The following is a 17223-nucleotide window of genomic DNA, read 5'->3' on the forward strand; positions in this document are numbered from 1 at the left end:
GTGCTTTTTTATTTCCCTGTATTGAGTAAAATTTCACGTTTTCCGACATGATTAGCGGCTCCAACAATACCTTTTTCTTCCATCCGCTCAACAAGAGAAGCTGCTTTATTATAGCCGATTGAAAGTCGGCGCTGAATATAAGACGTTGAACATTTTTTATCACGCATAACAATCTTTACAGCTTGATTATAAAGCTCCTCCCCTTCTTCATCAAAATTTTCTTCCTCAGACACTTCAACCATTGAATCAGCAGAAGCATCCTCTTTGTTATCGTCTTCATTATCCGTGACGGTTGCTAAATAATCAGGTTTTCCTTGCAGTTTAAGATATGCAACAATGGATTCAACTTCTTCATCAGAGACAAAAGGTCCATGAACGCGTACAATACGCCCCCCACCTGCCATATGAAGCATATCTCCTTGACCTAAAAGCGTTTCAGCACCTTGTTCACCTAAGATCGTTCGACTGTCAATTTTTGATGTCACTTGAAAAGAAATGCGGGTAGGAAAGTTCGCTTTAATTGTCCCTGTGATAACATCAACAGAAGGACGCTGCGTTGCCATAATAAGATGAATACCGGCCGCACGCGCCATTTGTGCTAAGCGCTGAATGGCATTCTCTATTTCTTTCCCTGCCACCATCATGAGATCAGCCATCTCATCAACAATCACAACAATATAAGGAAGCTGCGTAAGATCCATGGCTTCTTCATGATAAAGCATTTCTCCTGTTTCTTTATCAAAACCCGACTGTACAGTACACATGATCGTTTCACCTTTTTGAGCCGCAAGTGCAACGCGTGCATTAAAACCATCAATATTACGTACACCTAACTTAGCCATTTTGCGATAACGCTCTTCCATTTCACGAACCGCCCATTTTAAAGCTGTTACCGCTTTTTTAGGATCTGTTACAACAGGTGTTAAAAGATGTGGAATGCCATCATAAACAGAGAGCTCTAGCATTTTAGGATCAACCATGATCAAACGACACTGTTTTGGTGTCATACGATAAAGAATTGACAAAATCATTGTATTAATTGCTACAGACTTTCCTGATCCTGTTGTTCCTGCAACCAATAAATGAGGCATTTTTGCTAATTCTACAATGACCGGCTCACCACTAATCCCTTTCCCCAAAGCAAGAGCAAGTTTAAATTCACTTTCACGAAAAGAACGTGATTGAATTAATTCCCGTAAATAAACGGTTTCACGAACTGCATTGGGTAACTCAATCCCAATAACATTCCGTCCAGGAATGACAGCAACGCGTGTAGAAATAGCAGACATAGAACGTGCAATATCATCAGAAAGATTAATAACGCGCGATGACTTTACACCCGCAGCAGGCTCAAATTCATACATTGTAACCACTGGCCCTGGATGTACGTGGATAACTTCACCCTTAATGCCAAAATCTTCCAAAACACTTTCCAAAAGCCCAGCACCGCGTTCCAATGTTTCCTGAGGAATCATCGTACCTTCATGAAAAACAGGTTCCTGTAATAAATTGATCGGAGGAAACTCATAAACATCACTGCCAATAGATTGAATATTTTGCATAAAAGCAGAATCATAATTGCTTAACGGCACGCGAGTAGATTGCAATATTTTCGTTTTACCGTTTGCTTGCAACACAGACAAATCTTTTGAAGATGGTGTGACATTCTTTGTTATGCAATCGACAATATTATTGGTTTTTTTCGTCTCTGTACTAGACTCAGAATCGCTTAGTGCCTCAGTATCGTTTAACACCTTTGCATTACTTAACGTATGAGCGGAATCTTCAACAGAAAGCTTAGAATGAAACTCTTTAGTAATATCATTATTCGTATGCATTAAATCAGAAATTTGCTCAACGCCTCGTATCCTTTCCGCTGAAGATTCTGATGTAATTGAATCATAGAGTTGCGGAAAGCGGTATTCAAGAACACGGTAAAGAGCAGTTATTGACTCATCAAAGGCAGAAGGGATAACGGATGTAATTTCATTTGTCGTGTCAATCGATGTTTCATCCTCTTTTGAAGTTTGAGTATCCATATGTTCAAATATCAAAGATACGCATTCAAAAAATGCATCATCGGAAAGATGCCAAGAAGGTTTCATTTTTTGTAGCACATTTTCTACTTGCAGTTTATGCTCTTGTTTATCCTCCTCAAGTGGAATATTTTCTAACGGCATACGAGTAGCTTGTCGTGACAACTGCTTCAAAACTGTTGAATGACAAACCGACGTTTTATTTTCTATTGATTGAGGATTAATGACTTTTTTTGTCGATGGAACGTTTGTTGTTTTCTTATTACAATGTACGATATCTGTAATTTTTTTTTGATCTTGCTTCGTAAAAATTTTAAACTGTTTTGCAAAAACTGGATCTGTTTCTATACGACGACGCAAAATCTCGACTTCTGGAGTTCGCGTGAAACGGACATTCTTTCCGAGGGTAAATGCCTTTTTCCATACTTCCGGATAAGGAAATATCTCAGTAATCTTAATAGATAAATCTTCTCTTGATGCAGCTTTCGTACCATCATCAGAAAAAGAAGACGTAGAAATAGATTTTGTTTTCGAATTATGCATGGCACCCAACAAATTTATAGCAATGAGAAAAATAACCTTTTCAAAAAGAATTCATAGAAACTATCATACGAAGGTTAATAACCTTTTGCTGATGGTTACTTTTTAATGAAAAAAAATAATGCCATAATGCATAATTCATAATCTCCCTTCTGCATATTTACGATATAAATTGTCTAGTTTATGGTATCATAGAGCTCGTATTTCATTTATTTTGAAGAAAACTTCATGATAAAAAAGCTTCAAAAATTCTCTATACCTCTCTTTCTCTTCCATTTCATAAAAGTAATTAGTCCAATAATACAAATGGGTATATAAGCATTGCTCTATTGAATTCTTTATGCTCCATTATCATAATACAATCTAATTTCTCGCGTTTTTATAAGATTACCCTTGTTATCCTCGTTTAAAACGGCTTAGACTAAAATAATCATAATTAAATAAACACAAATAGAAAAAAGGGAGTGAATTATGTTTAATAAACGGAAATTTTATATCAATGGTCTATGGGATGACCCAAGCACTCCTCACGATTTTGACGTCATTAATCCATCCACAGAAGAGGCTTGTGCTATCATTAGCCTTGGAAGTACAAAAGATGCCGATAAAGCAATTAACGCGGCTAAAGAAGCGTTTCAAAAATGGAAAACAACGTCACCAAGTGAACGTCTTGGGTTCGTCGAAAAAATTCTAAATATCTATGAAAAACGTTCTAAAGACATGGCAAAAACCATTTCAATGGAAATGGGAGCACCAATTGATATGGCACTTAATGCGCAAACCGCAACTGGCAGTTCCCACATTCGCAATTTTATCGAAGCTTATAAAGAATTTTCATTCCAAGAAACTTTAATAAAGGGAAATGAGCAAGCAATTCTTCACTACGATCCTATCGGCGTCGTAGGATTAATTACGCCATGGAATTGGCCTATGAATCAAGTAACTCTTAAAGTTATCCCTGCTCTCTTGGCTGGCTGTACCATGGTATTAAAGCCCTCTGAAATTGCGCCTCTTTCTTCTATGCTTTTTGCTGAATTTTTAGATGAAGCCGCACTCCCTGCCGGTGTTTTTAATTTAATCAATGGTGATGGTGCAACTGTCGGCTCTTATCTCTCAGCACATCCAGATCTAGAAATGATTAGCTTTACTGGTTCAACTAGAGCAGGAAAAGATATTTCTAAAAATGCTAGCGCTACTTTAAAAAGAGTCTGTCTGGAACTTGGGGGAAAAGGAGCGAATATTATCTTTGCTGATGCCGACTCAGATGCTATTCAACGTGGTGTGCGACATTGCTTTTATAATAGTGGACAAAGCTGTAATGCACCGACTCGTATGCTTGTGGAACAGAGCATCTATGACAAAGCCATAAAAATAGCCAAAGATATTGCAGAAACAACAAAAGTAGGACCAAATTGCCAAGAAGGAAATCATATTGGTCCCGTCGTTTCAAAAAAACAATATGATAAAATTCAAGATCTTATCCAATCGGGAATTGATGATGGTGCAACTCTTGTTGCAGGTGGAACTGGTTTACCAAGAGGAATTGAACGCGGTTATTATGTCCGTCCAACAGTCTTTGCTGATGTAAAACCTCATATGCGTATTTTCAAAGAAGAAATCTTTGGTCCAGTTCTCTCGATTCTTGCTTTTAATACAGAAGAAGAAGCTGTAGCTTTAACGAATGACACTGAGTATGGTCTTACAAACTATATTCAATCGCAAGATCGCAATAAATGTCGTCGTATTGCGGCACAGGTACGCTCTGGTATGGTAGAAGTTAACGGACATGGATTACCCAGTGGAAGCTATTTTGGAGGTGTAAAATTTTCTGGACGCGCCCGTGAAGGGGGACATTGGGGAATTAAAGAATTTCTCGATAGTAAAGCAATTTCGTACTGGTAAAATCTTATTAAAAACTTAATAGGAATCGTATGGTAATCCAAAAAATAACGGATGAAGGTGCTCTTGGGCAACGTCTTGATCAGTGGCTAGCAAAACAATATCATAATGTGTTCTCACGTTCGCGTTTGCAAACCCTCATCCGTGAAGGCTATCTTAAAATTGATGGTCAATTCATAAAGGAACCAAAAACAAAATTAAGACCTAAGCAAATAATTGAATTGACAATGCCTGACCTTCGTGATGCAGAACCTAGTGCTGAAGCTATTGCATTGGACATCCTTTTTGAAGATGATCATATCATTGTTATTAATAAACCAGCAGGTCTTGTTGTTCATCCTGGTAATGGGAATTGGACAGGTACGTTGGTTAATGCCCTTATTTATCACTGCGGTAATAGTTTATCTGGTATAGGTGGTGTTAAACGCCCTGGCATTGTTCATCGTCTCGATAAAAACACAAGTGGTGTTATGGTTGTTGCAAAAAATGATTTGGCTCATAAAAGTCTTAGTGCTCAATTCTCTGATCATGGACGTACCTGTGCATTAGACCGACGCTATCATGCCTTGATTTGGGGGACACCTCACCGCAATGTTTGGACAATTGATGCATCACTTGGCCGTTCGCCCCATAACCGAACAAAGCAAGCTGTTATTCATAACCAAAACCCTTATGCTCGCCATGCTGTTACACATTTTTCTTTGCTAGAAAAATATGGCTCTCATGCAGACTCAACATCTTTTGCTAGCCTTCTGGAATGTCGCTTGGAAACTGGACGCACCCATCAAATCCGTGTTCATATGGCTTATATTGGGCATCCACTCATAGGCGATACAGTTTATGGGAACGCTTTTAAAACAAAATTAAACACATTCAACCCCACTATTAAAAATGCAATCGATCAATTCAACCGACAGGCACTCCATGCCACAAGTCTCACTTTTGAACATCCTTCTACCGGTAAAGTTATGTCGTTTTCTGTATCACTACCTCAAGATATGGCTAAACTTATTAAGCATTTTAAAAAAATGAATTGAAACTTTTCTCCTTCTCAAGATTTCACAATAAAATATCTTTTTTTGAACAAAATTGAAAAATATGCTAAAGTGAATGTGCACGGATATTACTATCTGAAACATGGAATTTGCCTTATCAGGGAATTCAGACAAAAGGAGGGTGCTATTATGGCCCATATGAATTTGTTATCAGTAACCACAGGCGATAGCGGATTAAACCGTTATTTGGAAGAAGTGCGTCGTTTTCCTATGCTTGATCCAAAAGAAGAATATATGTTAGCTCAACGTTACCGTGAGCATAATGATTTAAAAGCAGCGCATAGGCTGGTAACCAGTCATTTGCGTCTCGTAGCTAAAATCGCGATGGGGTATCGCGGCTATGGACTTCCCATTGGGGAAGTCATTTCAGAAGGCAATGTTGGACTCATGCAGGCTGTTAAGCGCTTTGAGCCCGAACGAGGTTTTCGTCTTGCAACCTATGCAATATGGTGGATTAAAGCATCAATCCAAGAATATGTATTGCGGTCTTGGAGTTTGGTGAAGATGGGGACAACAGCTAATCAAAAGCGCTTGTTTTTTAACCTTCGTAAATTAAAAAGTAAACTTCAAGCACTTGATAGCGGTGATCTCAATGCAGAACAAGTAAAAGAAATTGCAACCCAGTTGAATGTCTCAGAGGATGAAGTTGTATCAATGAATCGCCGACTTGGTGGTGACACTTCACTCAACGCACCCCTTCGTACAAAAGAAGGGGAAAACAGCGAGTTGCAAGATTGGTTGGTAGATGAATCTAACGATCAAGAACAAATTTTAATTGAAAAGAGTGAATTGGAGAATCGTCGTTCCATGCTTATAAATGCCATGAACAATCTCAATGAACGTGAAAAACGTATATTCAAAGCGCGTCGTTTAAACGATATACCATTAACTCTAGAAGAACTCTCTGGTGAATTTAATATTAGTCGAGAACGAGTAAGACAAATTGAAATGCGTGCATTTGAAAAAGTGCAAAATTCTATCAGAGATTCTGCTTTATCTCAAAGTCAAATATAAGAATCTAGAATTAGGTATGAGGCCAATTTTTGCGCATTTTTAAAGTAGAAATGAGAGAGGCATATATTGGCTTTGTACTTGTAAATTAGCCTGTAGAATCCTCTGAGTTATGATGTATGGTTTTATTGAGCGTGTTTGATGTAACCAATAAAAACCGATATCGAGAAATAATTTTTTATTTTATTTGCATCTATGTTTTATTTTTCTGACCAAGGACTGTTAACTTATTTTGTTGTGCAAGCCATTGTCCAACAACTTTATTGAAAATAGACTCACCTGTTGGTCCTTTTGAAAAGGTTAATTCATTTATACGTCCGTTTTTATCCGTTAACACCAAACGCATCCAATCTAATTCTCGCATCAATTGTAAATTTCGATCAAGAAATGGATGATTACCACTCAATGCAACAAGAAAAAAATCATCGTTAATTTTTGTAGAAATAGTCCGTATTAAAGTCTGCCCAATAGATTGTTCACTTGCTTTAAAGGTTAACGCTTGAACACTGCTTATAGCTTTACCTGAGAATTTATCAGAAAGAATAAAAATAAGGTCCATAATATATGCAGCAGGAAATGACCGATCAGTATTGCGACGTAAAATTAACCGTAATGATAGCCCTTCATCGGGAATTGTTATATCACCTTGTATAGCTGTTTCTTCTGGATCCCCCTTCACATAAGACTCCTTTATAAGCGTCCAGCGAACACTTCCGGTTGCTATCTTTTCTGCATCATAATTTGTACGTGCTTGATAAAAAACAGCTTCACCTAATTTATCAAGCGATTGCAAATTGCTGGAAACAACTGTTGAGACTCCTTCTTCATCCGAAGAATCTGTCGCTTGTTTTAAACCGACATCAATTTCACTCCCATCCTCTAATAAACGTTGTGTTAATTTTCTCTTAACCGAAAGTGCCTTTGGTACTTCGTGAGAAACTTGAAGATTTTCTCCTAACACCTGATGATCATTTGATACAAATACACGCCCACCAATGAAAAAAATACCAACAGTTAAAACAGCAAAACTAACAACAGAAACAGCACTTATCACAATACGCCTTTGCACCAATGATTTATTAGCTCGATGTAAAGCCTGAGAAAAAATATGCGAAACAATATGCGGATTATCTTCTTGCGACGAAGAGACCTTTAACGCACAGCTATTAACATGCTGAGAGCACACATCAGCCTCTATATTAACAGGCTCTGCATCTGGTATATCTGATACCCAAGGCTCATCAAATAACTTGCTATCCTTTGGACGTGTAACAAAATCCTGCTTTCTTTTTATGTCTACCACTGAAAATTCATTATTCTTTGGTAGTATAGTCTTTTTTATATATTTCTTATCTTCATTTATATTTGTGGGATTCCACCCAATAACTGAAGAAAGCAACTTCTTTTCAACTGCTAAATATTCTTCTTCAACAGTTGCAATAGCACTATGAAGAATCTTTCTTTGTTCATCTGCTATTGCTTGTGGTATTTTTGCTGTTACAAATTGATATTCTAGTGTTTCGATAGCCCGTTTATAAATCCGCTTACGCACTTGTGGTGTAACATTATTTTGTGCATTAATTGCCTTTTTTAAGATTCCAACGAAATCTACCATTTCCTCTATAATCTCTCTTAAACTAAGCAAAAAAACCTAGCACTCAGGCCAAAACAGCTTTATTTTAGGCTCATAAATTTATTGTCGTTTATATTGGTACATCTATCGTCATAGTGTAAAATGAATATACAAAATAAACAATGTTATTTTACAGCTTTCTTTCACGCGCTCTTAAAAACTCTTTTTGTTAAAAGATATAGAAATGAACAAAAGATCTATATGGAAACCTAAAAATAATAATCAATTTGCAAAGGGATCTGTAATAAGAATAGTATCTTCGCGTTCCGGACTCGTAGATAATAAAGCTATTTTTGTGTTAATCAGTTCTTCAATATAGCGTATATATTTAACAGCCTGAATTGGTAAATCTTCCCACCTCAATGCATGGGCTGTTTTTTCTTTCCAACCTTCTAATGTTTCATAAATAGGCTTCACACGGGCTTGGGCTCCCATAGAAGAAGGTAAATAATCAATCCTTCTACCATCAAGCTCATAACCAATACAAACTTTTATTTCATCCAAACCATCCAAAACATCAAGTTTTGTCAATGCTATACCTTGAACACCGCAAACTACGACCATCTGACGGACTAAGACAGCATCAAACCAACCACATCGACGTTTTCTACCCGTTACAACACCAAATTCATGCCCACGTACTCCCAGAAATTCACCAATATCATTTATCTGCTCTGTAGGAAAAGGCCCTTCTCCAACACGTGTGGTATACGCTTTTGCAATACCCAAAACATAATGAATTGCACTAGGTCCCATCCCTGAACCTGTACATGCCTGCCCAGCAACTGTATTCGATGATGTTACGTAAGGATAAGTTCCAAAATCATTATCGAGTAAAGCTCCTTGCGCACCTTCAAAAAGTATGTGTTTCCCTCCTCGATAACCTTCATCTAAAAGACGCCACGTACAATCCATAAAGGGCAAAATTTTATCCGCAACTTGCATCAATTCATCATAAAGTGCTTGAGAATCAATCTCTGCAACACCCATCCCACGACGCAAAGCATTATGATGCCTCAAAAGCCGCTCAATCTTAGCCATAAGTGTATCTTTTTCTGCTAAATCCATCACTCGGATAGCACGACGTCCCACCTTATCTTCATAAGCCGGTCCAATACCACGCTTTGTTGTACCAATCTTTAAACCAGATAAACCGCTTTCTCGAATTGCATCAAGATCACGATGCAAAGAAAGAATCAAAGGAGCATTTTCAGCAATACGTAAAATTTCTGGTGTGATTTTTATACCCTGATCACATAGTTTTTTTAATTCTGCAACAAAATGATGAGGGTCAACAACAACACCATTGCCAATAATTGATAACTTGCCACGCACTAAACCAGACGGTAAAAGTGATAATTTATAACTAACTCCATCAATAACCAATGTGTGTCCAGCATTATGCCCCCCCTGATATCTCACCACGATATCTGCTCGCTCAGACAACCAATCTACAATTTTGCCTTTGCCTTCATCACCCCATTGTGTACCGACAACAACTACATTGGCCATAACTTTCTCCGTCGTGTTTGGTCAAAAAAAACCAGCATTTAAAAACAAACACTTCTTTATAACGAAACCTTAGAGCAAGTGCGACTCCTCATTTCAGATTTTTCTCAATCTTCAAGTGATTAAATTTTCAAATTTATGATAATAACGATAAGCAAATACCAAAATATTTTAAATCCGTTATTTTTGCTACAAAACGTAAAAAAAATTAGAGATTTTAATTTGTTCGTATCCAACACTTGACAGAGTATTCATTCCCCCTCTTAATCTTTTACAATTCATGTAATATTTAGAGGCTGTTTTTCTGATATAAGAATACGAAAGATCATCATAATCTCTCGTATCCTTTTTTGTTTAAAAACACGTTGTAAAAATCACCAGTAATTATTTAAAGCTGTGCTTTTTCAACTTGGAACGCCCACTCAAGCCATTGTGTTAAAATTTCAAGATCGGAAGCTTCAATTGTTATACCCGCCCAAATTCGAAGCCCAGGAGGAGCATCGCGATACGAACCGATATCATAAGCAACCCCTTCTTCATCAAGACGTTTCACAACTGCTTTTATAAAAGACACTCGCTTTTCCGTATCCAAAGCAGTAATCACTGGATCCACAATGTCTAAACAAATAGCGGTATTAGAACGCACTTCAGGATCTTTTGCCAAATATTCTAACCATGGTGTTTTGCGAACAAAAGCATCAAATACAGAAAAATTTTTCTCAACCCGTGCTCTTAATGCCGCTGCACCTCCTAGAGATTTTGCCCACTTCAACCCATCAAGAAAATCCTCAACACAAAGCATAGAAGGTGTATTGATTATCTTTCCTTTAAAAATATCTTCGTTCAATTTTCCATTTTTTGTCATATAGAAAAGTTGAGGCATAGGCCAAGCTGGAACATGATTCTCAAGCCTCTCAACAGCACGAGGACTTAAAATCACCATACCATGCGCAGCCTCACCTCCCAACACTTTCTGCCATGAAAAAGTAACAACATCTAATTTTGAAAAATCAAGATATTGCGCAAAAGCTGCAGATGTTGCATCACAAATGGTCAATCCAGCCCGCTTATGCGGAATAAAATCCGCATTAGGAATACGCACACCAGAAGTTGTCCCATTCCATGTAAAAACAACATCACGATCAAAGTCAAGTTGTGTTAAATCTGGTATTTCACCATAAGGAGCTTCAAAACGACGCACATCAGAAAGCTTTAATTGCTCGACAACATCTTTATTCCACCCAAATCCAAAACTTTCCCACGCCGCCATATCAATGCCACGCTCACCTAATAGAGACCATAGAGCAGCCTCAACAGCACCTGTATCTGAACCTGGCATAATTCCTATACGATGATCAGAAGGAACCTCAAGAATCTCACGGGTTAAATTAACAACTTCAGCAAGTTTTAATTCTGCTTCTCTAGATCTATGTGAACGCCCAACTAATGCATTTTTAAGAACATCAAGAGTCCAACCAGGTCGTTTGCTACAAGGACCTGAAGAAAAATTAGTATTATTGGGACGACTGCTTGGTTTTTGTAACATTATCATTCTTTCTCCCCTTTTAGATGTTTTTCTTTCTTTATAAAGAAGAACAAATTATTATAAAGACTAATCAATAATCTTTTTAGAAAAAAATCAAAAATATTTTCTATTATTTCGTATGCTGAAAATTCACAGAAACTTTATAAAAAATCTTTTTTAACCATGCTTCTCGATTGATTCTTTTAATTTTTTTCGTATCATCACCACGATAAGACAACATTCTAATAACAATACACTAACGTATCCAATATACCTATCAAATTTATTTTATGATAAAGATTCATTGATAACTCTCTAGAGAAAGGGAGATAAACTTATTAAAAAATCAATTATTTTTCTTTTGATGACTGGACAGAGAAAATTTTAATGTTATAACCGCAAACGCTTTGTATTTTTTATGAAGCATGCCCAGATAGCTCAGTTGGTAGAGCAGCGGACTGAAAATCCGCGTGTCCGTGGTTCGAATCCGCGTCTGGGCACCATTTTATTTCTTAAACATATTGAAATATATAGATTTTTTTCTTTAAACAACCATTTTTAGACCACCTTTAATTTCTGATTTGAGATTTTTTCTTTAATTCTTACTTTTTTTATTGAATCATAAAAACGATCTGTACCAATCTTACCTCTATGCATCTTTATACACTTTGATTCTTGTTTCTAAAGCCCAGTCTGCCCGCCTATCGCACTGTTTTTTATATTTAATATATATTTTTAGATTTATTCGTAACTTGTTAGAAAAGTTTCTATATTTTGATAGCAAACCTTCTATCAGTTTACTTTTTTCAAAAGATTCTGAAAGGATTTTCAAAAAGTCTGCAAAGTTAAAGACTTTTTGTTTCTTTTTTAGAAATCAAAATTGGTGATGCCCCATTCCTTATCAGAAATTGTGTTATTTGAAGAGCAATCTGTATAAGATTGCTGTAACCTCTTTTATGACGTCAACTAAAGTTTTTTGAACTTCTGGCATATTGTTTAAAGACAAAAGAAACCTCCCTTTTATTTATGCAAGCAGCTTAGACATCGGCTGATAATCCTCCCGCTTATAAAAATCCTTTCTGTAATAACCTTCAGAACCACAATAAGAGGTGAAAGATAAAACAAGTTTTTAGTCGATCATAACGCACAATAAAATCGGACCAGTTTAAATGTTCAATGCTAACACTTGCTAAACAGAGGCAAATAAGTTTTAGCACGCCTTCAAATTGGCAAGACTTAAATCAGCGCGCTACGAGTGGTTTCAACTCTCATCATACGATTTACCTTCCCTCTAAAACTTAATTTCTGTAAATATAAAAACCTTGAAACCCGTTCTAAATCCGTGAGATAATATATCTGTGCTAGAGTTATGCCAATCTCACCAATCTGTTGTTGTCTGTGAAGAGCATAGTATCAATGGAGAAGCTTGGAGATGCAATTGTTAAATCGCTTATGGAACAAAACATCCTAAGCCAATTTGTATCATTAGGAATACCCAACGACCCCATCTGTAATAAAAACAAACTGGATGTGTTAACAAATTATAGAAATCAATCGAGAAAGCATAAATAGTATTAGCAATGACATACTATACAAAAAGTATTCAACTGCTTCCTAACGTGCCCGCCAGTTCAAAAACATCATAACTCATTGAGGATACAAGAAAATAAGAAAGAAAAACACATTAATTCACGCAGTTTTGCTCTCAGTAAACGAGCTTTTTTAAAGGTAGTATGGGTATTTTTTTATTGCTTAAAAACGTACTCCATAAAAAACAACATTATATCCGTATAATATATTATTCAATAAAATTAATATAAATAATATATAGATTATAGAAATATTATTTATTATGATCCATTTTTATTATTATTATAGATTGCAATAAATACATATTGACATTTTTAATGATTTTATCTATATTTCACAATTAATATTATTCCATATTAAAATAACTAAATGAATTTTATAAATTTACATTTTATGCTAATGTGGAAAATAAGTAATTAACATATTATATTTTAATGTTTTTTATATATAGGAGAGAAAAGTGCTCACAGCATTATTTATATATATTTTTTCTATATCAACATTTGTTTTGCCTTTAATATCAGCGCTTGTTCCTTTTTATCAATAGAATGAGCTTTTAATAAAGTAAATAAAAGATGTATGCAATGTTATTAGTGTTTTTTTTGTGTTTATTATTATTAAGACTTTTGCGTTAATTATTATTGTATTTACGGAGTATTATTTTAGTTACTGAGTATTTTCTGTGTTTTTATAGAGGAGCTTTTTGATCTTTTCTATTTAAATTTAACTGTCAACATATTTGTAAAATATATAATTATGCTCCTCTATAAAAAGACTTTCTTTTTCTGAAAGCAGTATAACATATTGCTTTCATTGCTTAAAGACATCTATATTTACTAAACTCTTGCGTGTAATATCTTTGATTGTCTGAGTACCGGTCAGTATCATAGCTACCCGCATTTCATTGGCAAAAAGATCAAGGAGATGCATAACACCTTTCTTACCTGCTGCTGCAAGCGCATAAACAAAAGCACGGCCAATCATAACAGCATCCGCACCTTGTGCTATCATGCGTACAACATCAAGACCAGAACGAACACCTGAGTCCGCTAAAATAGTCAAATGATCCTTTACAGCATCCGCAATTGCAGGCAACGCTCGTGTTGTTGATAATACACCATCAAGCTGACGTCCGCCGTGATTGGAAATAACAATACCATCCGCACCAAATTTTACTGCTTCTCGTGCATCTTCTGGATCAAGAATACCTTTCAAAATCATTTTTCCTTTCCAAAAATCGCGAATCCATTGTAGATCATGCCAACCAATTGATGGATCAAAATTTGCACCAAGCCAACCAACGTAATCATCCAATGCAATTTTCTTTTTGAGATAAGTGGAGACATTTCCAAGATCATGAGGGCGCCCCATAACACCAACGTTCCAAGCCCAATATGGATGAGTAAAAGCTTGTAAAAAACGACGTAATCCAGCATAAGGACCAGACATCCCCGAATGCGCATCACGATAACGTGCACCAGGAACTGGCATATCAACTGTAAAAACCAACGTGCGTACACCAGCTAACCAAGCCCGTTCTAGTGTATCACGCATGAAACCGCGATCTTTGAGAACATAAAGTTGAAACCAAAATGCACCTCCAACCGCTTCTTGCACTTCCGCAATGGGACAAACTGAAACAGAGGATAGAGTAAAAGGAATCCCTTTTGCCGCTGCGGCACGCGCTGCTTTTACCTCTCCACGACGTGTATACATGCCCGTTAGCCCAACAGGTGCAAGTACAATCGGTAAATCAAGTGTCTGATCAAAAAGCTTGATTGAAAGATCAACTTCACCAACTTGCCTTAGAATCCTTTGACGCAGTGCAAGTGCTTGAAGATCTGTACAATTACGTTGCATCGTTTCTTCAGCATAAGCTCCACCATCAATATAGTGAAAAAGAAAGGGAGGAAGACGGCGCTTTGCTGCCTTACGATAATCAAGTGTTGAAGAAATAATCATTGATGGCACCATTGTTCCTAAATAAAAAGAGAAGACATCCTAAAACGCATAAAAGTGAATCCGTGTATCTACCTATTCGATATCCGCCCAAAACGCTCTATTGAATAGATAGAAGCAACAGAGATTGCAACTTTCTAAAAAAACTAATTGATAAAAACAATATCTTTATTTTTCTTGTCCAAATTTAAAATATCACAGTATGGGGTATCATTAATAACATATCCACTCATATATTGTTCATGTACAATTGAAATGTTATACTCTCTTTAAATGAATACCTCTTCGAAAGCGATTGCTTCGCAAATTAATTAGTTATAATTTAAAGTCGTTTCTCCCTCCAAAGGTCCTTACATTATCGGTTATAAGAATATAGAGCCTATAGCCATTAAGTATAAACCACAATCTCCCCAAAAAGATGAAAAAATCCTTTATTAATACTGGAAATAAAGTTGTCTCATACATTCAGAAATCTTCTTATATCAATACTCAAAACCAAGACCTGTTACTTATTCATGAAAGTTTATAAAAATATACAGTGCCTAATTCACATAAAGCATAAAAAAACTTTTAATGTTCATACTAATAGAAGCTCTCCATATTTAATTGAATAATTTTCTAGCAATATTATATCTTGAGGCTATAAATGAGTTACTAAAATTAGAACAATGTTTATTAAAAAAATGTTACTAAACTGTAGTGTAAAACTTATTTATGGGCTCTTAAGGATAAGTTTTATACGAAGTAAAATATACTTCTCATTTAAGCTCTAGAAAAATGGAGTCAATAGCAGCATCCAATCTCGCATATTTGCTTTGAAAAGCGAATACACTACTGTTATATTGAATATTAGTAACTTATTGATTTATATATAATAATAAATATAAATAATATATTGAATATAGTAAATTTCTTTCATGTTAGATTTTTTCATGATGAAATAATCAAAACTATTTTTTGCACATCATAAACGGAGTTCGTATAGGTACAACCTCTTGAAAAAAGAAGTAAAAATGGCTCTCATATCCTCTCAAATGCAAGGGATACGATAACTTTGGAAACTAAAAATAGAATGAATGGCGCCGGTTTTGCGAAGAACAAAATTCTTTATCCAAAATACACTTTCTGCATACATGTTATCAACATTCGTAGTTTCCAACTCATTTAAAATGCTTGGACAACTTTAAACCCTGTGCTTGATAATGTGATCCAACATCATATCCATAAAGGGTTGATGGTTGATTAAGCATATGCTCATAGACCAAACGGCCAATCATTTGTCCATGCTCTAAGATAAAAGGAACTTCATGGCTCCGCACCTCTAAAACCGCTCTTGCCCCTTTTCCACCGGCTTCCATATGCCCAAATCCTGGATCAAAAAAGCCTGCATAATGCACCCTAAACTCACCAACTAAAGGATCAAAAGGAGTCATTTCTGCAGCATAAAGCGGAGGCACATGAACAGCCTCTCGTGAAACTAAAATATAAAATTCATCAGGATCAAGAACCAACTCCCTTTGACCATGATCAAAAAGAGGTTCCCAAAAATCTAAAACATGGGCAACAGCACATTTATCAATATCAATAACACTTGTATGATGTTTACCACGATAACCTATAAGCCCGTTTTCGTCTCCCTTTAAATTAATGGAAAGACCAATACCACCAACGCTAATATTAGGAAAATCCTCCGATATCAGTGTTTCTTGCTTTTGCAAAGTGTGCAACTCAATTTCATTTAAATAACTTTGCCCTTTTCTAAACCGAAGCTGTGATAAATGTGAGCCTTTATGCACCAAAACTGGAAATGTGCGTGGACTAATTTCCAAATAAAGTGGACCATGATAACCAGCACAAATTTTATCAAACTCCTGAGCATTATCCGTAATGACACGTGTAAAAATATCTAATCGGCCTGTAGAACTTTTGGGATTAGCAACAGCAGATAAAAACTCTGGTAAAGCTAAACTTTCCAAAAGAGGAACAATATAAACACACCCCGTTTCCAAAACGGCTCCGTCTCTTAAATCAAACTCATGCAACTTTAACCGTTCAAGCTTATCCAAAACTTTTGTATCAGGGCCCGGCATAAAAGAAGCACGTATACGATAAGCTTTCTCCCCTAAACGAAGATCAAGGCTTGCTGGTTGTATTTGAGATCTATCAAATGGACACTGAGCCTTGAGAAAGTTATTCTCAATCAAAGCTTGTATATCACTATCTGCTAAAATACCGCTTATACGCGCCATATATATTGCCTTCCCTTTTTACATTGTTTCTTTTTTGACCTAGATGATAAACTGGTGCAAGCTATTTTAAGGTGATAAAAACTTTTTTTTCTGTTTTTTCCAACCGATTTGTTAACATAAAATAAAATAGGAGGTATTGTAAAAATAATACCTTCCATACTCTCTTATTCTTGAATGTCGCGCAAATGATGTTATCATAATTTTCTATAGAAGCCTT

The 17223-nt window shown here is 36.0% G+C and carries 9 protein-coding genes and 1 tRNA gene; 4 read left to right on the forward strand and 6 right to left on the reverse strand.

Annotated elements, in window-relative coordinates; translation table 11 throughout:
* Positions 1–8 precede the first annotated feature (8 nt).
* Positions 9–2579, reverse strand: coding sequence for a DNA translocase FtsK (locus tag ACFIJ0_RS03150; RefSeq protein WP_375624575.1), 2571 nt, complete (start codon positions 2577–2579; stop codon positions 9–11).
* Positions 2580–3047: 468 nt separating this feature from the next.
* On the opposite strand from ACFIJ0_RS03150, the gene ACFIJ0_RS03155 reads away from it, so the two are divergent.
* From ACFIJ0_RS03155 to rpoH, 3 genes are all read left to right on the forward strand, one after another.
* On the forward strand, positions 3048–4478 hold the full coding sequence (locus tag ACFIJ0_RS03155) for an aldehyde dehydrogenase family protein (protein ID WP_375624576.1): 1431 nt from the start codon (positions 3048–3050) through the stop codon (positions 4476–4478).
* A gap of 29 nt (positions 4479–4507) precedes the next feature.
* Complete coding sequence (locus ACFIJ0_RS03160; protein ID WP_375644121.1) at positions 4508–5512, forward strand: RluA family pseudouridine synthase; 1005 nt, start codon at positions 4508–4510, stop codon at positions 5510–5512.
* Between the two features lie 147 nt (positions 5513–5659).
* Entirely contained in the window at positions 5660–6544 is an 885-nt protein-coding gene (gene rpoH / locus ACFIJ0_RS03165) for an RNA polymerase sigma factor RpoH (RefSeq protein ID WP_375624578.1), read from the forward strand.
* A 190-nt stretch (positions 6545–6734) separates the two neighbouring features.
* On the opposite strand, the gene ACFIJ0_RS03170 is transcribed toward rpoH, so the two are convergent.
* From ACFIJ0_RS03170 to ACFIJ0_RS03180, 3 genes are all read right to left on the reverse strand, one after another.
* Complete coding sequence (locus tag ACFIJ0_RS03170; protein ID WP_375624579.1) at positions 6735–8156, reverse strand: hypothetical protein; 1422 nt, start codon at positions 8154–8156, stop codon at positions 6735–6737.
* 240 nt (positions 8157–8396) lie between these two features.
* On the reverse strand, positions 8397–9686 hold the full coding sequence (locus ACFIJ0_RS03175; RefSeq protein ID WP_375644120.1) for an adenylosuccinate synthase: 1290 nt from the start codon (positions 9684–9686) through the stop codon (positions 8397–8399).
* 385 nt (positions 9687–10071) lie between these two features.
* Positions 10072–11235 carry a phosphoserine transaminase gene (locus ACFIJ0_RS03180; protein ID WP_375624581.1) on the reverse strand — a complete coding sequence of 388 codons (1164 nt, stop codon included), beginning with the start codon at positions 11233–11235 and terminating at the stop codon, positions 10072–10074.
* A gap of 400 nt (positions 11236–11635) precedes the next feature.
* Between ACFIJ0_RS03180 and ACFIJ0_RS03185 the strand changes: the two genes are divergently transcribed.
* Positions 11636–11711, forward strand: a tRNA-Phe gene (locus tag ACFIJ0_RS03185).
* 1897 nt (positions 11712–13608) lie between these two features.
* On the opposite strand, the gene lldD is transcribed toward ACFIJ0_RS03185, so the two are convergent.
* Together lldD and ACFIJ0_RS03195 are read right to left on the reverse strand one after the other, a co-directional pair.
* Positions 13609–14760 (reverse strand): FMN-dependent L-lactate dehydrogenase LldD, encoded by a 1152-nt coding sequence (lldD, locus tag ACFIJ0_RS03190; RefSeq protein WP_375624582.1) that lies wholly within the window; start codon positions 14758–14760, stop codon positions 13609–13611.
* A 1157-nt stretch (positions 14761–15917) separates the two neighbouring features.
* Positions 15918–17006 (reverse strand): 2'-deoxycytidine 5'-triphosphate deaminase, encoded by a 1089-nt coding sequence (locus ACFIJ0_RS03195; protein WP_375624583.1) that lies wholly within the window; start codon positions 17004–17006, stop codon positions 15918–15920.
* Positions 17007–17223 lie beyond the last annotated feature (217 nt).

It is taken from the genome of Bartonella sp. OC68QHHN, assembly GCF_042193875.1.
GTDB classification, from domain to species: domain Bacteria; phylum Pseudomonadota; class Alphaproteobacteria; order Rhizobiales; family Rhizobiaceae; genus Bartonella; species Bartonella grahamii_A.